Raw genomic sequence first — 20,825 nt, 5'->3', positions numbered from 1 at the left:
GCGCACCCCGTGCCGGTGGCATGATGCGCCGGTGGCCAAGCGTGTGCTGCTCATCGAGGACGACGCCCGGGTGCGCCGGACGCTGCGCCTCGCCCTCCAGGACGAGGGGTACGAGGTGACCGAGGCCGCCGACGGCGAGCAGGGCCTCGAGGCGATGCACCGCGACGACCCCGACGTCGTGCTCCTCGACCTCAACCTGCCGGGGCTCGACGGCTTCTCGGTGTGCCGGCGGATCCGCCACGACAGCCGGGTGCCGGTCATCATGGTCACCGCGCGGACCGACAGCCACGACGTCGTCGCCGGGCTCGAGGCGGGGGCGGACGACTACGTCACCAAGCCGCTGGTCGCCAAGGAGCTGTCCGCGCGCATCCGGGCGCTGCTGCGCCGGGTCGAGCCGGCCGCCGACACCCATCCGCGCCGGGTCCAGGCGGGGGACCTCGCGATCGGTCTCGACGACGGCATCGTCACGCTCGGGGACCAGCCGGTCTCGTTGACCCGCACCGAGTTCCGGCTGCTCGTCGAGCTCGCGCTGGCCGAGGGGAAGATCTGCTCGCGGGAGGAGCTCCTCGAGCGGGTCTGGGGCTACGGCTACTTCGGCGACTCCCGCATCGTCGACGTGCACGTGCGCCGGCTGCGCACGAAGGTCGAGCGCGACCCGTCGAGCCCGCGGCACGTCGTCACGGTCCGCGGCCTCGGCTACCGGCTGGCCGGCTAGTGCTGCGCGCGCTCCTCGCCCGGTCGACCCGGTGGGTCGGCCGGTGGGGGATGCGGCGACGGGTCACCGTCGGCTTCGCCCTCGTCTCGCTCCTCCTCTCGCTCGTCCTCGCCTCGCTGGCCTGGGTGCTGGTCACCCAGGCGGTGGTCCGGGAGGCCCGGGCGACCGCCCTCGCGGCGACCTCGGTCGACGCGGGCCAGCTCGAGGCACGGATGGCCGCCCAGGGGAACGCCGCCGCCGTCTCGCTCGAGGACCTGCCGCGCACGCAGGCCGTGGCCGCCCTCGCCCTCGTCGCCGACCGCTGGTACGCCTCGGCGCCCACGCTCGGGCCGACGGTCCTGCCCGGCGAGCTGCGCCGGGCGGTGCTCGAGCAGCAGGTCGCGACCCAGCGGGTCGAGGTGGGGGACACCCTCTACCTCGTCGTCGGGATGCCGGTCCCGGGACGCGACGCCTCCTTCTTCGAGGTCTACCCGATGTCCGGGACGTCGCAGGCGGCGCGGGCGCTCTCGGCCGGGCTCGCCGCGGCCACGGTCGTCACCGTGCTGCTTGGTGTGGCGCTCGGCCGGGTGGCCGGGCGGGTGGCCCTCCGCCCGCTCGAGCGGCTCAACACGGCGGCGGCGGCGGTGGCCTCCGGACGGCTCGGGGTGCGGCTGGACGACGAGGACGACCCCGACCTCGCCCCCCTCACCGACTCCTTCAACCGCACCGCCGCCGACCTCGACCGGCGGGTCGTGGCCGACGCGCGCTTCGCCACCGACGTCAGCCACGAGCTGCGCACGCCGCTGACGACGATGCTCAACTCGATGCAGGTCATCCTCCACCGCGAGGACCGGCTCCCGGAGGACCTGCGCGAGCCGGTCGCGCTCCTCGCCGAGGAGCTGACCCGCTTCCGCCACCTCGTGACCGACCTGCTCGAGATCGCCCGCCACGAGGCCGGCGACCAGCTAGTCCTCGAGCCGGTGCGGCTCGCCGACCTCGTGCGCCGCGCCGCCGACGGCGAGGCCGGCCGGGCGGTGACCGAGGTCGACCCGGGGGCCGCGGAGGCCGTCCTCGAGGTCGACAAGCGGCGGCTCGAGCGGGTCGTCGCGAACCTCGTGCGCAACGCCGAGGGCCACGGCGGCGGCTGCACCGGGGTCCGGGTGGAGCGCGACGGCGACGTGCTGCGGGTCGTCGTCGAGGACGCCGGGCCCGGGGTGCCCGAGGAGCAGGCCCGCCGGATCTTCGACCGGTTCGCCCGTGGTCAGGGCACGACCTCCACCGGCGTCGGCCTCGGGCTGGCCATCGTCCAGCGGCACGTCGCCCTCCACGGCGGCACGGTCACCGTCGGCCCGCGCCCGGGAGGAGGTGCCCGCTTTGTCGTCGAGCTCCCGTTCGCGCCGGTCCGCTGAGCCCCGCGGCCGTCCCCTGGCGGCCGTCCTCCCGGCCCTCGTGGGGCTCCTCGTGCTGGCGGGCTGCGGGCTGGGCCCCGAGGCGCACCCGGTCGTCGTCGGGGCGGACGCCGGTGGCGGCGGGGCGCCGACCGCGCGCCCCGACCTGCGGGTCATCACGGTCGACGTCTTCCTCCTGCGCGGGGACCACCTCGTGCGGGTCACCCGGCCGGTGCGCTCCGCCGTCGGGATCCAGGCCTCGCTCGTCGCGCTGTCCCAGCCGCTGTCGAGCGCCGAGGCCGACCAGGGGTTGCGGACCGCGCTGCCGGCCGCCGCGTCGCCCCCGACCGGGTCGGTCGAGGGGTCCGTGGCCCGCGTGACGATGCCCAAGGGCTTCGACCGCCTGCCGCTGCACGACCAGGTCGGGGCCATGGCGCAGATCGTGTGGACGGTGACGACCCACACGAGCGCGGCCTCGGTGCGCCTCGTCCTCGACGGGCAGGACATCCCGGTGCCGGACGGGAGCGGGCAGCTGCTCGACCGTCCGATGGGCCGGACCGACTACGTCGCCTGGGCCCCGCTCGGCGTGCCGCTCGTGGAAGGGTGAGGGCATGGCCCGAACGATCGCCACGACCACGACCGTCGACCTCGAGGGGCTCCTCGAGTTCGTCCGCCCCCGCCACCACATGGTGCTGCTCACGACGCGCGGTTCGGACGGCCGTCCGCAGGCCTCGCCGGTCACCGGGGGCGTCGACGACTCCGGGCGGATCGTCGTCACCAGCTACCCGGAGCGCGCCAAGGTCCGCAACGCCCGCCGTGACCCGCACTGCAGCGTCCTCGTGCTCTCCGACGACTTCGGCGGCGCCTGGGTGCAGGTCGACGGCGAGGCCGACGTGGTCGACGCGGTCGACGACGTCGAGCCGTTCGTCGAGTACTTCCGGAACATCTCCGGCGAGCACCCCGACTGGGACGAGTACCGGCAGGCCATGGTCGACCAGGGCAAGTCGCTGCTGCGGATCACCCCGACCCGCTGGTCCCCGGTCGCCACCGGTGGCTTTCCCGCCCGCCTGGCCGACGGGTGAGCCGCCGGCCGGCTCAGTAGGGTCGGCGGCATGCTGCGCGTCGGCCTCACGGGGGGCATCGGGTCCGGGAAGTCCACCGCGGCAGCGACGCTGGCCGACCTCGGTGCCGTCGTCGTCGACGCCGACGCCGTGGCGCGGGAGGTCGTCCAGCCGGGTCGTCCGGCGCTGGCCGCCATCGCCGAGAGGTTCGGGGCCGACCTCGTCGGGGATGACGGTGCCCTCGACCGGGCGGCCCTCGGACGGGTCGTGTTCGCCGACCCCGCCGCGCTGCGCGACCTCGAGGCGATCACCCACCCCGCGATCTGGGAGCGCACCGCCGAGCTCGTCGCGGCCGCCCCGGAGGAGGCCGTCGTCGTCCACGACATGCCGCTCCTCGTCGAGAAGGGGATGACGGGGGAGTACCACCTCGTCCTCGTCGTCGGTGCCCCCGAGGAGGTTCGCCTCGAGCGGCTGGTCCACGACCGCGGGATGGGCGAGGACGACGCGCGGGCCCGGATCGCCGCCCAGGCCGACGACGCCGACCGCCGCGCCGCCGCCGACGTCTGGCTCGGCAACGAGGGCACGCGCGAGGCGCTCGCCACGGCGGTGCGGCGGCTCTGGCACGAGCGGCTCGAGCCCTTCGAGGCCAACCTGCGCACCGGGACCCGCAGCCGGCTCCCGGCCCTGGTCCTGAGCCCACCCGACCCCACGTGGCCGGCGCAGGCCGACCGCCTGCTCGCCCGCCTGCGCCACGCCCTCGGCGAGACCGCGGTGACCTTCGACCACGTGGGCTCGACCTCGGTGCCCGGCCTCCCCGCGAAGGACGTCGTCGACCTCCAGGTCGGGGTGCGTTCCTTGGCCGAGGCCGACGACCCGCGCGTCGTCGAGGTACTGGCCCGGGCGGGGTTCCCGCGGGTCGACGGGGTCACCGAGGACCACGGCAAGGACGGCTCCCCGTGGCCCAAGCGGTTCCACGGCAGCGCCGACCCCGGCCGGGTGGCTCACGTCCACGTCCGCGAGGTGGGTTCTCCCGGATGGGAGTTCGCCCTGCTGTTCCGCGACTGGCTTCGCGAGAGGGCCGAGGAGCGGGACGGGTACGCGGCCCTCAAGGCCGAGCTCGCGGCCCGGCTCGCCTCGACCGAGGAGTACGCCGACGCCAAGGAGCCCTGGTTCGACGACGCGTGGGGCCGCGCGCGCGACTGGGCCGGGCGCACCGGATGGCGCGCTCCCACGCCCCGGTCCGGCGGTGGTGGCTAGAGTCACGGCATGACCTCGGTGCGGGGCATCGGGCCGGACGGCGCGGTCACCGTGCACCCCGTCGACCGCCTGGTCGACCCTGCTCGACGGGGACGATGGTCCTCCTGCGCTGGGCCCGGCGGCAGGGTTGGTGGTGACGGCCCCGGCGCCGAGGCCCGGCTCCTCGCGACGGTGCCCGAGGCCGTCCGCCAGGCCGTCGACCACCCGGTGGGCCGGGCCGCGAGATCGTCCCGGACCGGGCCCCGCTCAGGCCACCAACGCCGACCCCGCGCGCAGGTGGTCGAGCGCGTGCAGCACGTTCGCCGTGATCGTGTCGAGGGCGCGGCGCACGGCCGGCGTGCGCGCCCCGTCGCTGCACGACCCGGTGATGGCGCACAACCACTCCGTGGTCCCGGCGTCGAAGACGCCCGCCCCTCCGACGTCCCGGTGGACCACCGTCGCGAGGGGGGCCACGGACCCTGATCGGGTGCGCGCGTCGGAGCGCAGGAGGACGACGTCGTCGCGCGGCACGTGGGCGTCGGACAGGGTGTCGCCCTCGTTGCCGTAGACCGACGCGAGCACCTGGCCCTGGTGGAGACCGGTCCCCGCCAGCACCGCCGTCCCTGCTCCGACGACGACACCGGAGCCGGTGATGCCGACCCCGCCCTTGCCGAGGCCGGTGAGGTCGGCGGGGTCGCGCAGCAGGGGCGCGTCCCGCCACTCGGACGTGGTGCTGGCTCGGTCGCGGACCGGGTCCAGGGCCGCCTCGCGGTAGACGACCATCTCGGAGACCGCCCCGGCGGCGTCCCGGAGCACCCGGGCCTGCCAGTAGATCTCGTTGCCCCCGAGGTTGGCCAGGTTGGTGCCGCTCCGCACGGCCGCGCGCAGCGCGTCGTAGGCCCGTCGCGTCCAGTACTCGCTGTGCCCCGGCAGGAGGACCGTGACTCGTCCGCGGAGCTGGGCCGGGTCGGCATCGAGCGAGGTGTCGGTCGTCCAGTCGGCGGTGACCCCGAGGTGCCCGAGCACGACCGCGAGCGGCACGTCCCGCGCGAGCAGCTGGGTGACACCGGCCCCGGCGAGCCCACGGTGCGGGGAGGCGAACCACCGCCGGGAGGCGACCTGCTGGCGGCCGGTCAGCCCCGGGCCGAGGTAGAGACTCGAGCCGCCGGCGTCGTCGTAGGCGAGCTGGGTCAGGTCCGACTCGACGGCGAGGTAGGTCGCCGGCGTGCCGCTCGAGAGGACGACGAGCGATTGGTAGGTCGTCGGGAGCCGCAACCCGCGGACCCCGACCTGTGGGTGGAGCTCGAGGAGGTAGAGACCGGGAGCCCACGCGCCGGTCGGGCGCAGGTCGACGGCGACCGGCCAGGCGTTGTCGACGGTCGCATGGGGGGTGGCGGGCAGCCTGGGCTGCTGGCGCACCAGGAGCCGGGGTGAGCGCCAGACGAGTCGCAGCGAGTGACCGCCGTAGGAGCCGACCCGCAGGGCCTCGACGACCACGGAGGTCGGGTGCGGCGCGGACAGGTGTAGGCCGATGCGCTCGCCACAGGCGGCGTAGCCTCGGTCCAGGTACCCCTGGACCCCGGCGAGGCGGCTGGCTCGGACGGCCCTCACGGTGTCGGGCAGGTCGGCGACGCCCGCGCGACGGGACTGCTCGGCGGCGAGCCACCCGGCGGGTGCGTTGACGCACCGGGGGGTGACGACGCCGGGCAGGGTCGGTGCGAACCCGAGGTCTCGTGGCGCCACCGGCTCGACGGCGCCGACACGGGTCCCCATCGTGGCGGAACCGCTGACCGGGATGGTCGGGGCGGAGCCGGTGCACGCCGTGAGGAGGACCACGAGGGAGAGGGCTGCTCCGATCCGGAGCGACGCGACGGGCAGTGCCACGGGTCCGATGTGACTCCCCGTTGCTCGACGCGCCCCGCGAGCGGCCTGCGAGTCTGCTGTGAGGTGGCCGGGAGCCGGGGGAGACGTCGGGGCGGGTGGTGGCCGCCAGCGCCTCGACCGGACCTCGGCGGGGCCCGGTGTCGGTGCCGCGGCATACCGTAGTGACATGCGCCCCACCACCGAGCTCCAGCGCCGCGTCGCGCCGTTCGAGGTCGTCTCCGAGTTCTCCCCGGCCGGCGACCAGCCGAAGGCCATCGAGGAGCTCGCGCGGCGGGTCAAGGCCGGCGAGCAGGACGTCGTCCTCCTCGGCGCCACCGGCACCGGCAAGTCGGCCACGACGGCCTGGCTCGTCGAGCAGGTGCAGCGCCCCACGCTCGTCATGGCCCCGAACAAGACGCTCGCCGCGCAGCTGGCCAACGAGTTCCGCGAGCTCCTCCCCAACAACGCGGTCGAGTACTTCGTCAGCTACTACGACTACTACCAGCCCGAGGCCTACGTCCCGCAGACGGACACTTACATCGAGAAGGACTCGTCGATCAACGACGAGGTCGAGCGGCTGCGGCACAGCGCGACCAACAGCCTGCTCACCCGGCGCGACGTCATCGTCGTCGCCTCCGTGTCGTGCATCTACGGCCTCGGCACCCCGCAGGAGTACGTCGACCGCATGGTGCCGCTCCGCGTCGGCGACGAGGTCAACCGCGACGACCTGCTGCGCAAGTTCGTCCAGATGCAGTACACCCGCAACGACCTCGCGTTCACCCGCGGCACCTTCCGCGTCCGCGGAGACACGGTCGAGATCATCCCGGTCTACGAGGAGCACGCGCTGCGCATCGAGTTCTTCGGCGACGAGGTCGAGCGGCTCTACACGCTGCACCCGGTCACCGGCGAGGTGGTCCGCGAGGAGGACGAGATGTACGTCTTCCCGGCCACGCACTACGTCGCCGGCCCGGCGCGGATGGAGCGGGCCATCGCCGGCATCGAGCACGAGCTCGAGGAGCAGCTCGCCCTGTTCGAGCGGCAGGGCAAGCTGCTCGAGGCGCAGCGCCTGCGGATGCGCACGACCTACGACATCGAGATGATGCGCCAGGTCGGGTCGTGCTCGGGCATCGAGAACTACTCGATGCACATCGACGGTCGCTCGCCCGGTTCGGCCCCGAACTGCCTCCTCGACTACTTCCCCGACGACTTCCTGCTCGTCATCGACGAGTCGCACCAGACGGTGCCGCAGATCGGTGCGATGTACGAGGGCGACATGTCGCGCAAACGCACGCTCGTCGAGCACGGGTTCCGGCTGCCGTCGGCGATGGACAACCGGCCGCTCAAGTGGGAGGAGTTCCTCGAGCGGATCGGCCAGACCGTCTACCTCTCGGCGACGCCCGGCGACTACGAGCTGGCCAAGAGCGACGGCTTCGTCGAGCAGGTCATCCGGCCCACCGGCCTCGTCGACCCCGAGGTCGTCATGAAGCCGACCAAGGGGCAGATCGACGACCTCCTCCACGAGATCAACGTCCGCACCGAGCGCAACGAGCGCGTCCTCGTCACGACGCTGACGAAGAAGATGGCCGAGGACCTCACCGACTACCTCCTCGACAAGGGCGTGCGGGTCCGCTACCTGCACTCCGACATCGACACCCTGCGCCGCGTCGAGCTGCTGCGCGAGCTGCGGCTGGGCGAGTACGACGTCCTCGTCGGCATCAACCTGCTCCGCGAGGGCCTCGACCTGCCCGAGGTCTCGCTCGTCGCCATCCTCGACGCCGACAAGGAGGGCTTCCTCCGCTCCGGGCGCAGCCTGATCCAGACCATCGGCCGTGCGGCGCGCAACGTCTCCGGCCAGGTGCACATGTACGCCGACAAGATCACCCCGTCGATGGCGCAGGCGATCGAGGAGACCCAGCGGCGCCGGGACAAGCAGATCGCGTACAACCGGGAGCACGGCGTCGACCCGCAGCCCCTGCGCAAGCGGATCGCCGACATCACCGACATGCTCCAGCGCGAGGACGCCGACACAGAGTCGCTGCTCGGCTCCGGGCGCGCACGCTCGCGCGGCAAGGCCGACGGCGGCCGGGGTGGCCGCGGCACGGTCGCGGCCGACGCGGACGCGGCGATGGGCACCCGGCGTGGTGAGAACCTGCCGGCGAGCGAGCTCGCCAACCTCATCCAGGAGCTCTCGACGCAGATGCACCAAGCCGCCGGGGACCTGCACTTCGAGCTCGCGGCCCGGCTCCGTGACGAGATCGGCGACCTCAAGAAGGAGCTGCGCCAGATGAGCGAGGCCACCCGGTGAACGGGGACGCGCGGTGAGCCCCGGCTCCGGTTCCGGCGGTTCGGTGGCGGAGCGCCTCGCGGCGCACGCCCTCGACAAGCCCGGCGCCTGGGCCGACCAGCCGTGGGACGGCGACCACGTCGCGAAGGTCGCCGACAAGATCTTCGCCTTCCTCGGGACGGGCTCTCTCGGCGTCAAGTGCGGCACCCGGGCCGAGGCCGACGAGTGGCTCGCCGAGTACCCGGACGACGCCTCGGTGATGCCCTACATCGGCCGCAACGGCTGGAACACCCTCGTCGTCGGCGGCGCGATCCCGGAGTCCGTCCTCGTCGAGGCGGTCGACACCTCCTACGACCTCGTCGTCGCCAAGCTGCCGAAGTCCCGCCGGCCGTAGGGCGGCTGCTCACCAGGAGGAACCCATGGGTCGGTTGGTCTACGCCGCGAACGTCTCGCTCGACGGCTTCCTCGAGGACGAGTCCGGTGCGTTCGACTGGTCCCAGCCGGACGAGTCAGTGCACGCGTTCTGGAACGAGCACGAGCGCCGCGTCGGGACGTCGCTCTACGGGCGACGCATGTACGAGACGATGCGCGTCTGGGAGGACGACGACTGGCTGGCCGACGAACCGCCGGTCGTGCGGGAGTACGCCGACATCTGGCGGGACACCGACAAGGTCGTCTACTCGACCACGCTCACCGAGGTCTCCACGGCCCGCACCCGGATCCAGCGGCGGTTCGACCCCGAGGAGGTCCGGCGGCTCAAGGAGTCCACCGACGCGGACCTGAGCATCGGCGGTGCGCTCATCGCCGCCGAGGCCTTCCGCCACGGGCTCGTCGACGAATGCGTGCTGCTGCTGTACCCCGTCGTCGTCGGCGGCGGGAAGCCGGCCCTGCCCCGGGGGGTGCGGCTCGACCTCGAGCTCCTCGACACCCACCGGTTCGACAGTGGTGTCGTCCACCTGCACCACGCAGTCCACCACCCCGCCTGACGCGTCCGACCCGTGCATCGGGGACCTGCGGAGGCACTGGGTCCGCCAACCCAACTAGTTGTAGGTGGACCCCTGTCGCGGTGCTTCCACTGACCCTAGGGTGTGGCGAGGAGGTGGTCCCTTTGGCCAAGCGACCAAGGATTAGAACCGGGTTCACGCTGGGTGGCGAACAGGCAGAGGCCGATCCGCTGGCGGAGGAGGCTTTCGTTGAGACGCCCCTTTACGAAGTTGTTGCTGACCAACGGGACATGCGCTGCTTTGTCATTGGAAGAACTGGTGCGGGCAAATCGGCCACACTTCAACACTTGGAAGAGGTCAACAGTGAACATGTGATCCGCATATCGCCTGAGGACTTGTCGCTACCATATATCACAGACTTGGATGTTATTCGCTATCTGGATTCGTTAGACGTCAAGTTGGACTTGTTCTGGATCGCGCTTTGGAAGCACGTACTGCTCGTGGAACTGCTCAAACACCGCTACGGTGTAAATTCCCCGGATGCAAAGCAGCGATTTATGTCGACGTTGCGCGAAAAGTTCGTGCGCGAACCCGCAAAGGCTGCCGCACTAGAATACCTGGAGGAATTTGAAGGGCGTTTCTGGTGCGATACCGACGAGAGAGTTCGACAAATAACCGACAAATTCACGGAGAGAATTGGCGAGAGTGCGTTCGTCAAGGCTGGCGCCGGGCCCCTGAGCGCGAACGTCGGCGGGCGCGCCGATAAGGAAGGGAGCGTGGAAACCCGCCGAGAGTTGGCGGACCGATTTCAGCGCATTGTCAATGAGACGCAGCTGGCAAAACTGAACAAGATGTTCTCCATCTTGGACGATGAAATCCTAGACGACGTCCATTTCACCTATGTACTCGTTGACGACCTAGATAGGGACTGGGTGGATGAGAGGGTGGCGAACGACTTAATCCGTTGCCTATTCCGGACCGTGTTGGATATGCAGCGCGTTCGCAATTTGAAGGTCTTGGTGGCTCTTAGGACGAACATATTTCAGGAGCTTGACTTCGGCGACCGAACGGGTGGACAAGAGGAGAAGTTCCGAGCGCTGGTACTTCAAGTGGAATGGAGCCGGGCGTCCCTGATTGAACTCCTCGATGCGAGAGTCGCTATCTCCGGCCACCGGGGTGGTCTGGAAGTTGACACAGTTTCTTCACTGTTGCCGCACGCGAATCGGGCGCGCGGGAACCCTGTTGATTATGTCCTGGACCGGACACTTCTGCGTCCCCGGGATGCCATCGCCTTCCTGAACGAGTGCCTTCTAAAAGGCGTAGGAAAAAGTCGATTGACTTGGGAGGACATTCAGGGGGCGGAGCGGGAATATTCGAGTAAGCGTCTCCTTGCCCTGCGAGATGAATGGAAGCCAACCTACCCAGGTATTGACCGCGTTTTCGAGAAGTTTCGCGGTGCACCTGCTCGCATGACTAAGCGGGAGTTCCAAGACAGGCTGGATGAATGCATGTTGCTTTTGTCGGACCCAGGGTTTCCCGGTGTGCGCTGGATGAGCGCGATGACCGCAACTATGTGGGAGAGCGGCCCCGATGCATCTTGGTTCTCGATGTACCAGCCCCTCGCCTCCACCCTCTACCGCCTCGGTGTGATTGGATGTGCGCAGCGCCCAAGTGCGGCGCCGACATTCTATGGGCAAGACCGGCTGTTGATGGACTCCGAGGCGGCTCTCCTGCGAACCGAGCATTTCCACGTCCACCGAATGTTGCACAAGGCCCTGGACATCCGATTGGCGGCCGAGGGTCATCCTTTGACTTGAGTTCACTACCCAACTCGTCGCTTGAGCCCGCGAAGGGAGCAGAGCGGATCGTTGAGGGGAGGGGGGCGCCTGACTCGGCGTGCGGCGACGGCTACCCCGAAGCTGGGAAGAACGCCGATGGCGCTCCGCGCGCGGCCCGCGACCAGTCCGGCAGGCGGTGCTGGGGTTCGGTGGTGCGGGTCGCGGCGTTCGGGCCGTGCCAGGTGACGGTGCCGTCGGGCTGCAGGACGGGTCGCCATCGGCCGGTCTGCTTGAACCGGTGGTGGTGGCGGCAGAGGGCTTCGAGCTCGGTGGGGGTGGTCTGGCCGTTGGGCCAGGGCCTGGCGTGGTCGAGGTCGCAGCGGTCGGCGGGTCGGGTGCAGCCCCACATCCGGCAGGTGCCGTCGCGGGTCCTGACGAAGTCGCTGATGGCCTTAGTGGGCCGGTAGGCGGCGGTGGTCAGGGAGGCCAGGGTGCCGGTCGGGGCGTCGAGGACGGCCCGGGCCACCTCCAGCGGGAGGGTCTTGAGCAGGTTGGCCATCGTCGCCGCGTCGACCCAGCCGACGCCGGGCAGCTGCGCTCCGGAGACCCAGGATCCCGGACCGAGCGGGGCCATGGTGGAGGTGAGGTCGCCGCTCAGCTCGGGCGGCTCCTCCCGCCAGGAGAGCTCCTCGCGGGAGGCGGGGTCGAGGTCGCCGTACCGGGTCTCGACGCCGGTGACGGCGTCGATGATGGTGTCCTCGTCGTCCCACTCGACCCGGAACCGCTCCCCGGTCACGGGTTCCGGAGTGGACTGGTCGGTGACGACCGGCACCCCGAGCGTCACCTGCGCCGAGACGGTGACGTTGCGCAGCACCAGGTCGGCCAGCGCATCCGCGCGGGACTCGGGAACCGACAGGTCGGTGTCGAGACCGCGGTACTCGCCGGCCAGCTCCTCCACGGCCGACCACATCGCCGCCGACGTGGCCGTCGGGAGCGACCCGAACCAGTCGGTCAACCCGTCGACCCCGGCCCGGACCTCCACACAGCGACCACGCTTGGTCTTCAAGGTGTGGGCGGCGACCTGGTCGGCGGCCACCCGGGCGGCGACCCGCCGCGCCTCGGACATCACCCGGGCAGGATCCATCGACCCCAAGCGTCCGGCCAGCTCGGCATCCACCCGCAGGCACGCCGCAACGTCGAGGCCGGCGCAGGCGTCGACGACCTTCTGCGCCGACACCGCCGTCACCGCGCCCTCGACCAGCAACATGCGCACCTGCGGGAAGCGTTCACCCAGGTCCGCCCCGAGCACCACCTTCCGACCCGCCACGCCCTCGGTCAGGCCGGCCTCGAGGCAGAACATCGTGGCCGACATCGGGTCGACGAACCCGACCGGGTGTACCCGCTGCACCGGACCCGGCCCGGACAGCCGCACCTCCACCCGAGCCCCCAACGACGCCGCCACCGCCACCACACCGTCCGCCGCGTTCGCCAGGTGCTGCGCCTCACCTGCCACCGCGAACGCATCCTCAGCAGCCAACCCCAGACAGCCCTCGGCCAGCTCACGACCCAGCGCCGCGCACTCCTCTCGGAGTGCCGCGATGCGGCTCGAGATCTGCCCCCTGTCCATGCCCTGAGTCTACCGGGGACCACCGACAGGCCACCCCGGACATCCACAGGCAACCGGCTGCCGCACAACGACATTGCGCCAGCCATCAGCGAGCTCTCACCCCGTGTTCTGCAGCCCCGCCGCGAGCCCGTTGACGGTGAGCAGCAGCGGCCGTTGCCACTCGGACCCGTCCTCCTCGCCGCTCGCCCGCAGCTCCGTCAGGCCCCGCAGCAACAGGTGGCTCAGCATGTCGACGAACGGCCGCCGGAGCCCGACCGCGGTGTGCAGGTGCGGCTTTCGCTCGAGCATCTCGGTCTGGTCCAGCAGCGACAGCACCATCCGCCGGGTCAGGGCCAGCTCCTCCAGCACCCGGGCTGCCAGCTCCGGACGCCCACCGAGGGCCAGGAACGCCGCCGCCAGCTCGTCCTCGGTCTTGGCCAGGCTCATCTCCGCCACGTCGACGAGCGACCCGAACACCGGCCACTCGCGGTACGCCTCGCGCGCCTCGTCGAGCGAGTCCAGCGCTGCCAGACCGCTGCCCAGCCCGTACCAGCCGGGCAGGTTGACCCGCGTCATCGACCACGCGAACACCCACGGGATGGCCCGCAGGTCGTCCAGGCTGCGCCCGGACTCCGACCCCGACCGCCGCGACGGACGCGACCCGAGCCGCAGGTCGGCGAGCAGGTCGAGCGGGCTCGACATCGCGAAGAAGTCGGCGAAACCCGGCTGCTCGACGAGCGCCCGGAACGCCTGCCGCGACGCGTCCGAGACAAGCGCTCCCATCGCCTCGAACCGACCGAGGGCCGAGTCCCGTGCGGTCGCGTGCGCCGGCGAGTCGGTGAGCAGCACCGCCGACGCCACCCGCTCGAGGTGTTGCTCGGCGATCCGCACGTCGGCGTAGCGCGCGAAGATCACCTCGCCCTGCTCGGTGACCTTGAACCGGCCGTCGACCGACCCCGTGGGCTGTGCGGCGATGGCCCGGTGCAGCGGTCCACCGCCACGCCCGAGCGACCCACCCCGGCCGTGGAACAGCGTCAGCTCGACCCCGTGCCGCCGTGCCCACGCGACGAGCCCGACCTGCGCCCGGTGCAGCGCGAGCGTCGCCGCGGCCGGCCCGACGTCCTTGGCCGAGTCCGAGTACCCGAGCATCACCTCGACCCGGTGCCCGACCCGCTCCAGCCAGGCCGCGGTGGACCCCAGCCCGACCCACGCCTCGAGGGTCCGGTCGGCGGCGTCGAGGTCGGCGCCGGTCTCGAACAGCGGCACCACGTCGAGCTCCAGCGGTCGAGACCCCACGGCCAGCCGCGCCAGCGCGCGGACCGCCACGAGGTCGGCCGCGGACTGGCTGAAGGAGACGATGTAGCGCCCGCAGCTGCGCCGCCCCCACCGCTGCTGCAGCCACGCCATGACCCGCACGGTGTCGAGCACCTCCCGCGTCCGCTCCCCGGGGGTGCCGACGAGCTCGGGCCAGCCCTCGACGGCCAGCCGGTCGAGCAGCCCGGCGTCGACGGCGGCCTCCTCCGGCGAGCCGGGCCGCGCGTCCTCCGGCAGCAGCCCGAGCACCTCGACCAGCGCGGCCCGGTGCACCGCGGAGTGCTGGCGCACCTCGAGCTCGGCGAGGTGGAAGCCGAACGTCTGCACCATCCACACGACGTCCTGGAGCTCGCCGTGCGCGGTGCGGGCGTCACCCGCCGCGATGAGCGACTCCTGGACCAGCGCGAGGTCGGCGAGCGCCTCCTCCGGGCCGGAGTACGCGGTGCCAGCCCGCTCCTCGCGGGTCGCCGCGAGCCGGGCCGCGACGACGAGCAGCTTCTGCCGGTGCGGCTCGTTGGGGGAGTCCTTCGTCACCTCGGCGAGCAGCCGCGGGTACGCCGCGGCGTCGTTGGCCAGGGCGTCGCGCAGCGCCGCGGTCGGCGGGGTGGACTCCTCGTCCACCGTGATCATCCGGGCGACGCGGTCGACGGCGTCGTGGAGGATCTCGAGCGCCTGGTCGGCGTGGGCCCGCACCGTCTCGCGGGTCACCTCCGCCGTGACGAACGGGTTGCCGTCACGGTCGCCGCCGACCCACGAGCCGAAGCGCACGATGGGCGGCAACGGTGCGTCTTCCGGCCGCAGGTCGCCCCCGAACGCGGCCTCGACCGCCCGCTGGAAGCGCGGCACCGCGTGGATGAGCGACTGCCGGAAGACGGTGAGGACGGTCTTCACCTCGTCGGCCGGGGTCGGGCGGGTGATCCGCAGCGTGGAGGTCCGCTGGAGGATGTCGATGTCCTCGAGCATCCGCCGGCGGGCCCGGGCCCGCTCGGACGGTCCCGACCCCGGGTCGTCGTGCACATCCAGGTGGTCGGCGATGCGACGCAGCGCCGACGCCACGGCCCGCCGCCGCGCCTCGGTCGGGTGCGCGGTGAACACGGGGTGGATGCGCATCCGCTCGATCCGCCGACGGGCGTCGGGACCGGCGGCCGCCACCGCCGGGCCGATGTCGCCGGTGTCGGCGCCGCCTCCGTACTCGCCGTCCTCGCGACGCAGCGACCGGGCCCGTTGCCGCTCCTCGGCGAGGTTGGTCAGGTGCAGGTGCACCGTGAGCAGCCGGGCGATGCGTGAGGTCGTCTCGGGGTCGAGCGCCGCGACGAGTGCCGCGGGGTCGCCCTCCTCCTCGCCCCGGCAGCGGCGCTCCAGGGCGTCGGTGATCTCCAGCAGGTCGGCCCGTCCCGACTCCTCGACGACCTGCCGGTGCAGGCCGGTGAGCAGGGAGAGGTCCTCGAGCATGCTCGCCATGCCGCCAGCGTAGGAGGGCGCGGACACCGAGCGCCCGGCTGTCCGCCCACCGTTAGGCTGACGCGGTGCTGCCGACACTGCTGCCCGCGGCCTCCGCCGACCTCGACCTCGCCGCCTGGGCCTGGTGGGCCACGATCGGCGTCGCGGCGGCGGTGCTCGCCTTCGACATCGTCGTCATCGCCCGGCGGCCGCACCGGCCCTCCACCCGCGAGCTCGTGGCCGCCCTCGTCGTCTACGTCGGTGCCGCCGTCGTGTTCGGGCTCGGGCTCTGGGCCCTCGCCGGCGGTCAGCTGGCGGGGGAGTTCTTCGCCGGCTGGCTCACCGAGTACTCGCTCTCGGTCGACAACCTCTTCATCTTCATCCTCATCATGGCCAGCTTCCGGGTGCCCGAGCGGTACCAGCAGTTCGCGCTGATGATCGGGATCGTCATCGCGATCATCCTCCGGGGACTCTTCATCGCCGTCGGCGCCGCGGCCATCAACGCGTTCTCCTGGATCTTCTACGTCTTCGGGGCCTTCCTCATCTACACCGCGTGGACCCTCGCCAAGGGTGGCGAGACCGACGACGACGAGTACGAGCAGAACCGGTTCATGCGGATGATGTCGGCGCGCTTCCCGGCCACCGAGGAGTACGACGGCACGAAGCTCTTCACGAGCTCGAGCGGCTCCCGGCTCGCCACGCCGCTGTTCTTCGTCATCCTCGCGCTCGGCACCACCGACCTGCTCTTCGCCCTCGACTCGATCCCGGCCATCTACGGTCTGACCGATGAGCCGTACCTCGTCCTCGTCGCGAACCTGTTCGCGCTCATGGGTCTTCGCCAGCTGTACTTCCTCATCGGCGGGTTGCTCAAGAAGCTCGTGTACCTCAGCTACGGGCTCGCGGTGCTCCTCGCGTTCATCGGCGTCAAGCTCGTGCTCCACGCCCTCCACGAGAACGAGCTGCCGTTCCTCAACGGCGGTCGGGGCGTGCCGGTCTGGGACATCCCGATCTCGGTGTCGCTCGGGGCGATCGTCGTCATCCTCGGCGTGACGACGGCGGCCAGCCTGTGGCGCACCCGGCGGAACCCGGAGCTCGTGCAGGACTGAACGGGTTCAGGTCGCGGCGGCCTCGGCCGGGTCGGCCGGCTCCCTCCGGGCCCCGAGCCCCAGGACGAGGGCGGACGCCCCGACGACCAGGGCCATCCCGACGAGCTGGCTGGGTGCCAGCCGCTGGCCGAGGACGACGAGCCCGGCGAGGGCGGCGGCCGCCGGCTCGAGGCTGAGCAGGATGCCGAACACCTGGGCCCGCAGCCGGCGCAGCGCGAGCAGCTCGAGCGAGTACGGCAGCACCGAGGACAGCACGGCGATGCCGAGGCCCTTGGCGAGGGTGGCGCCGGTCCACTGCGGCACGCTCGCGACGCCGAGCGGCAGGGTGACCACGGTCGCGACGACCATCGCCAGGGCCAGCCCCTCGAGCCGCGGGAACTCCGCGCCGGTGCGTCCGGACAGGACGATGTACGCGGCCCAGAACCCGCCGGCGGTCAGGGCGAGGAGGATGCCCACCCACTCGAGCTGCGCGAACGGCACCTCCAGGGCCTCCGAGATGAGGACGACCCCGCCGGCCGCGGCGAGCACGGCGAGGCCGTCGACGAGCCGACGGGAGAGGGCGGCGGCGAGCGAGAGCGGGCCGATGAACTCGATGGTCACCGCGACACCGATCGGCAGGTGCCCGAGCGAGCCGTAGAAGGTGTAGTTCATCATCCCGAGCGCGACGCCGAAGGCCGCGACGGTGGCCCAGGCCCGGCGGGAGTGGCCACGCCAGCGCGGTCGGACGAACGCGAGGAGGAGGACGGTCGCGAAGAGCAGCCGCATCACGACCGAGCCCCCGGCGCCGATGACCGGGACGAGGGTCTGCGCGAGGGCGCCGCCGAACTGGACCGAGACGATGCCGGCGAGGACGAGGAGCGGCGCGGGCACCCGGTCGGCGGCGGTCGTCACCGCGTCAGGCTAGCCATCACCAACCACGCTCGCGCCACTCGTCCAGGTGTGGCCGCTCGGCCCCGATCGTCGAGTCCCCGCCGTGGCCCGGGTAGAACCAGGTGTCGTCGTCGTACACGGCGAAGAGCCGCTCGGTGACGTCAGCGAAGAGCGCCTCGAAGCTCTGCTCCGGACGCTTCGTGTTGCCGACCCCGCCGGGGAAGAGCGTGTCGCCGGTGAAGAGGTGGGTGACGCCGTCGGGGTCGTGCCAGGCCAGCGCGACCGACCCGGGCGTGTGCCCGCGCAGGTGCACGACGTCGAGGACCAGCTCGCCGACCCGGACCGTGTCGCCCTGTCGCAGACGGACGTCCGGGTCGAGTGGCAGCGCGTCGGCGTCGTCGGCGCCGGCGTAGGTGCGGGCCCCGGTGGCGCGGGCGACGTCCTCCAGCGCCCGGACGTGGTCCCAGTGCTGGTGCGTCGTCACGAGGTGGTCGAGCCGGCCGGTGCCCTCCTCGACGAGGGCGAGGCAGCGCGCGGGGTCGTCGGCGGCGTCGACCATCAGCTGCTCACCGGTGGCCGTGCACGTCACGAGGTAGACGTTGTTGTGCATCTCGGACACGGCCATCTTGCGGATGGTCGCCCGCCCGAGCTCGCGGACGTCGCTCGGGCCGCCGGGGGAGACCTCGCCGGTGTAGGCCACCGTGGTCACCGCCCCTCGGGGAGGCGGGGGAGCAGCTCGCCCGTCACGCCGTCGGTCAGGCCGCGGGCCAGCCAGCCGAGGAGGGCGGCCCGGCTGCCGGTGACCGAGGTCGTGCCGACCCCGAGCGTCCACTCGTCGCCCTCGTCCGAGCGCAGCGTGAGGTCGGGCGGGGCGTCGACGCCGCGCAGCCGCTCGACCTCCTCGTCGAGGAAGGCCAGCTGCAGCTCGGGTTCGAGGTCGGCGAACCCGAACCCGGCGTCGAGGTCGACGTGGTGCCACGTGACCTCGCGCAGCCGCATCATCGGGATGTCGGCGGCGCTGCCCCGCACGTCGCCGGGCGTGCGCTCGAGGGCGTGGCCCGCGTGCTCGGGGCGCAGCCGCGGGAGCTCGTCGGCGAGGTCGGCGGCGGTGCGCTCGAGGTCGTCGGCGAGCTCGGCCGGGGTGCGCCCCGCGCCGGCGTCGATGTCGGCGTTGCGTCGGTCGCGGCTCGCGTACATCGTCTCCCGGGTGCCGTCGACGGCCGAGCGGACCAGCCGCACGAGGCCGTCGGCGTTGCGGGCGACGTGGCTCGCGACGTGGCCGCGCGACCATCCCTCGCAGAGCGACGGCCCGGACGCGTCGTCGAGGGCACGGGTCGTGGCGACGAGGCGGGCCGTGTGGGCGGCGAGGTACGGGACCGGGTCGAGGTCGGAGGCGGGCATGGGCCGACGCTACCCCCGGTCGGCGGCCGCGTCGGCGTCCGCGATCGCGCACGCGGCCTGGACGAGCGCCAGGTGCGAGAACGCCTGGGGGAAGTTGCCCAGCAGCCGCTCGGTCGCCGGGTCGTACTCCTCGGAGAGCAGCCCGAGGTCGTTGCGGACCGCGAGCAGGCGCCGCATCAGGGCGTGGGCGTCGTCGACCCGGCCCGTGCGCGCGTAGGCCTCCGCGAGCCAGAAGGAGCACGCGAGGAAGGGGTTCTCGTCCCCGGAGAGCCCGTCGACGCCGCTCTCGGTGCGGTAGCGCAGGAGGAACCCGTCGCGCAGGAGGTCCTCCTCGATGGCGGCGACGGTGCCGACGAAGCGCTCGTCGTCCGCGGGCAGGAAGCCGACCGTGGGGATGAGGAGCAGTGAGGCGTCGACCTCGCGGGTGTCGAAGTGCTGCGTGAAGGTGTTCCGGTCGGCGTCGTAGCCGCGCTCGCACACCTCGGCGTGGACCCGGTCGCGCAGCTCGCGCCACCGGTCGACGTCGCCCTCGTGGCCGTGCTCCTCGACCGCCCGGACCGCGCGGTCGAACGCCGCCCACACCATGACGCGGGAGTGCGTGAAGTGCTGCGCGGGGCCGCGGATCTCCCACAGCCCGTGGTCCTCGCGGTCCCAGTGCCCGCACAGCTCGTCGACCAGGGCTCGCTGCACCGCCCACGACTCGTCGGACTCGGTGACGCCGAGCCGGCGGGCCTCGGCGAGGGCGATCATCACCTCGCCGAGGACGTCGGCCTGCTGCTGGTCGACCGCGCCGTTGCCGATGCGGACGGGGCGCGAGCCGGCGTACCCGGGCAGGTGGTCGAGCTCGCGCTCGGGGAGCTCGCGCGAGCCGTCGACGGCGTACATGATCTGCAGGTCGGCGGGGTCGCCGGCGACGGCCCGGACGAGCCAGTTGCGCCACAACCGCGTCTCCTCGACGTAGCCGCACGCGAGGAGCGCCTCGAGGGTGAGCGAGGCGTCGCGGAGCCAGCAGTAGCGGTAGTCCCAGTTCCGCTCCCCGCCGACGTCCTCCGGCAGGCTCGTCGTCGGCGCCGCGACGATGCCGCCGCGCACCTCGTCGGTCAGTAGGCGCAGGACGAGGAGGGAGCGGGTCACGGCGTCCCGGTAGGGCCCCTGGTGCCGGTGGCGGTCGGCCCACTCGTCGAAGTGCCGCACCGTCTCCTCGACCCGGCTGCGGATGTCGAGGGCCCCGGGGACCTCGCTCCACGAGGGCACCCAGGTCATCGAGAACTCGAGCCGCTCGCCGGCGCGCACCGTGAACCGGTCGTGGTGGTGGTGGTCCTCGGGCTCGGGGAGGCGGTCGCCGCGCAGGACGAGCATGTCCGGGCCCGCGATCGCCCGGATCACGGTGTTCCCGTCGGCGTCGCGGACCCGCGAGACCCAGGGCAGCACCTTGCCGTAGCCGGTGCGCACGACCCACTCGTGGTCCATCTCGACCTCGCCGTCGAGGCCCTCGACGACCCGGAGCAGGTCGGCCCGCCCGTCGCCGAACGGCATGAGGTCGGTGACGCGGACCCGTCCGGTCGCCGTCTCGTGGACGGTGTCGAGGACGAAGCTGTGCTCGCGGTAGGAGCGGGTGGCGGTGGCCTCCTCCACGGGTCCGAGGAACCACCGGCCGTGGTCGTCGGTGCCGAGGAGCGAGGCGAAGCAGGCGGGGGAGTCGAAGCGCGGGAGGCACAGCCAGTCGACCGCGCCGTGCCGGCTGACCAGGGCCGCGCGCTCGGTGTCCCCGAGCAGGGCGTAGTCGTGGATGGGGGTGGTCACCCCTGCGACCCTAGACGCCCTCCCTGCACGCCGGCCG

Annotated in this window: 17 protein-coding genes; 10 read left to right on the top strand and 7 right to left on the bottom strand. The window is 72.3% G+C overall.

What is annotated here, in order from left to right:
- The first annotated feature begins 31 nt into the window (after positions 1–31).
- Genes PKA89_RS05565 through coaE form a run of 5 tightly spaced genes read left to right on the top strand, consistent with a single transcriptional unit; the run spans position 32 to position 4,400 of the window.
- Complete coding sequence (locus PKA89_RS05565; protein WP_324417398.1) at positions 32–715, top strand: response regulator transcription factor; 684 nt, start codon at positions 32–34, stop codon at positions 713–715.
- Complete coding sequence (locus tag PKA89_RS05560) at positions 715–2,103, top strand: HAMP domain-containing sensor histidine kinase (protein WP_324417396.1); 1,389 nt, start codon at positions 715–717, stop codon at positions 2,101–2,103. Before PKA89_RS05565 ends, PKA89_RS05560 begins: the two co-directional genes overlap by 1 nt.
- Positions 2,104–2,143: 40 nt before the next feature.
- Positions 2,144–2,689 (top strand): GerMN domain-containing protein, encoded by a 546-nt coding sequence (locus PKA89_RS05555; protein WP_324417394.1) that lies wholly within the window; start codon positions 2,144–2,146, stop codon positions 2,687–2,689.
- A gap of 4 nt (positions 2,690–2,693) precedes the next feature.
- Positions 2,694–3,164 carry a PPOX class F420-dependent oxidoreductase gene (locus PKA89_RS05550; RefSeq protein WP_324417392.1) on the top strand — a complete coding sequence of 157 codons (471 nt, stop codon included), beginning with the start codon at positions 2,694–2,696 and terminating at the stop codon, positions 3,162–3,164.
- Positions 3,165–3,194: 30 nt separating this feature from the next.
- Positions 3,195–4,400, top strand: a complete 1,206-nt coding sequence (gene coaE, locus PKA89_RS05545; protein WP_324417390.1) for a dephospho-CoA kinase — start codon at positions 3,195–3,197, stop codon at positions 4,398–4,400.
- Between the two features lie 246 nt (positions 4,401–4,646).
- Here the strand turns inward: coaE and PKA89_RS05540 are convergent, their stop codons facing one another.
- The gene (locus PKA89_RS05540) at positions 4,647–6,263 is read right to left on the bottom strand and encodes a N,N-dimethylformamidase beta subunit family domain-containing protein (RefSeq protein ID WP_324417388.1); all 1,617 of its coding nucleotides are present in this window, start codon (positions 6,261–6,263) and stop codon (positions 4,647–4,649) included.
- A gap of 166 nt (positions 6,264–6,429) precedes the next feature.
- Here PKA89_RS05540 and uvrB point away from each other — a divergent pair, with 166 nt between their 5' ends.
- The 4 genes from uvrB to PKA89_RS05520 all read left to right on the top strand — a co-directional run bounded on the left by uvrB (position 6,430) and on the right by PKA89_RS05520 (position 11,287).
- Positions 6,430–8,547, top strand: coding sequence for an excinuclease ABC subunit UvrB (uvrB, locus tag PKA89_RS05535; RefSeq protein ID WP_324417386.1), 2,118 nt, complete (start codon positions 6,430–6,432; stop codon positions 8,545–8,547).
- 13 nt (positions 8,548–8,560) lie between these two features.
- Positions 8,561–8,920, top strand: coding sequence for an MmcQ/YjbR family DNA-binding protein (locus PKA89_RS05530; RefSeq protein WP_324417384.1), 360 nt, complete (start codon positions 8,561–8,563; stop codon positions 8,918–8,920).
- Between the two features lie 25 nt (positions 8,921–8,945).
- A complete protein-coding gene (locus PKA89_RS05525) occupies positions 8,946–9,512 on the top strand; it encodes a dihydrofolate reductase family protein (RefSeq protein WP_324417382.1) in 567 nt (188 codons plus the stop codon).
- Positions 9,513–9,634: 122 nt separating this feature from the next.
- A complete protein-coding gene (locus tag PKA89_RS05520; RefSeq protein ID WP_324417380.1) occupies positions 9,635–11,287 on the top strand; it encodes a hypothetical protein in 1,653 nt (550 codons plus the stop codon).
- A gap of 91 nt (positions 11,288–11,378) precedes the next feature.
- On the opposite strand, the gene PKA89_RS05515 is transcribed toward PKA89_RS05520, so the two are convergent.
- Together PKA89_RS05515 and PKA89_RS05510 are read right to left on the bottom strand one after the other, a co-directional pair.
- Positions 11,379–12,875: a DUF222 domain-containing protein gene (locus PKA89_RS05515; RefSeq protein ID WP_324417378.1), complete on the bottom strand. Its 1,497-nt coding sequence runs from the start codon at positions 12,873–12,875 to the stop codon at positions 11,379–11,381.
- 96 nt (positions 12,876–12,971) lie between these two features.
- A complete protein-coding gene (locus PKA89_RS05510) occupies positions 12,972–15,629 on the bottom strand; it encodes a phosphoenolpyruvate carboxylase (RefSeq protein ID WP_324417376.1) in 2,658 nt (885 codons plus the stop codon).
- Positions 15,630–15,694: 65 nt separating this feature from the next.
- Between PKA89_RS05510 and PKA89_RS05505 the strand changes: the two genes are divergently transcribed.
- A complete protein-coding gene (locus PKA89_RS05505; protein WP_324417374.1) occupies positions 15,695–16,714 on the top strand; it encodes a TerC family protein in 1,020 nt (339 codons plus the stop codon).
- 6 nt (positions 16,715–16,720) lie between these two features.
- On the opposite strand, the gene PKA89_RS05500 is transcribed toward PKA89_RS05505, so the two are convergent.
- Genes PKA89_RS05500 through PKA89_RS05485 form a run of 4 tightly spaced genes read right to left on the bottom strand, consistent with a single transcriptional unit; the run spans position 16,721 to position 20,788 of the window.
- Complete coding sequence (locus PKA89_RS05500; protein ID WP_324417372.1) at positions 16,721–17,605, bottom strand: EamA family transporter; 885 nt, start codon at positions 17,603–17,605, stop codon at positions 16,721–16,723.
- Positions 17,606–17,621: 16 nt separating this feature from the next.
- Complete coding sequence (locus PKA89_RS05495; protein WP_324417559.1) at positions 17,622–18,284, bottom strand: MBL fold metallo-hydrolase; 663 nt, start codon at positions 18,282–18,284, stop codon at positions 17,622–17,624.
- A 5-nt stretch (positions 18,285–18,289) separates the two neighbouring features.
- Positions 18,290–18,985 carry a maleylpyruvate isomerase family mycothiol-dependent enzyme gene (locus PKA89_RS05490; RefSeq protein WP_324417370.1) on the bottom strand — a complete coding sequence of 232 codons (696 nt, stop codon included), beginning with the start codon at positions 18,983–18,985 and terminating at the stop codon, positions 18,290–18,292.
- A gap of 9 nt (positions 18,986–18,994) precedes the next feature.
- Complete coding sequence (locus PKA89_RS05485; RefSeq protein WP_324417368.1) at positions 18,995–20,788, bottom strand: glycoside hydrolase family 15 protein; 1,794 nt, start codon at positions 20,786–20,788, stop codon at positions 18,995–18,997.
- Between the last annotated feature and the right edge of the window lie 37 nt (positions 20,789–20,825).

The sequence above is a fragment of the Phycicoccus sp. genome, assembly GCF_035325325.1.
Classification (GTDB): domain Bacteria; phylum Actinomycetota; class Actinomycetes; order Actinomycetales; family Dermatophilaceae; genus Phycicoccus.
This window is presented reverse-complemented; position numbering and strand designations above follow the sequence as displayed.

Coding starts and splice junctions, on each gene's coding strand:
- coaE (WP_324417390.1), top strand. CDS start 3,195: ATGCTGCGCGTCGGCCTCACGGGGGGCATCGGGTCCGGGAAGTCCACC.
- PKA89_RS05490 (WP_324417370.1), bottom strand. CDS start 18,985: ATGCCCGCCTCCGACCTCGACCCGGTCCCGTACCTCGCCGCCCACACG.
- PKA89_RS05525 (WP_324417382.1), top strand. CDS start 8,946: ATGGGTCGGTTGGTCTACGCCGCGAACGTCTCGCTCGACGGCTTCCTC.
- PKA89_RS05550 (WP_324417392.1), top strand. CDS start 2,694: ATGGCCCGAACGATCGCCACGACCACGACCGTCGACCTCGAGGGGCTC.
- PKA89_RS05510 (WP_324417376.1), bottom strand. CDS start 15,629: ATGGCGAGCATGCTCGAGGACCTCTCCCTGCTCACCGGCCTGCACCGG.
- PKA89_RS05515 (WP_324417378.1), bottom strand. CDS start 12,875: ATGGACAGGGGGCAGATCTCGAGCCGCATCGCGGCACTCCGAGAGGAG.
- uvrB (WP_324417386.1), top strand. CDS start 6,430: ATGCGCCCCACCACCGAGCTCCAGCGCCGCGTCGCGCCGTTCGAGGTC.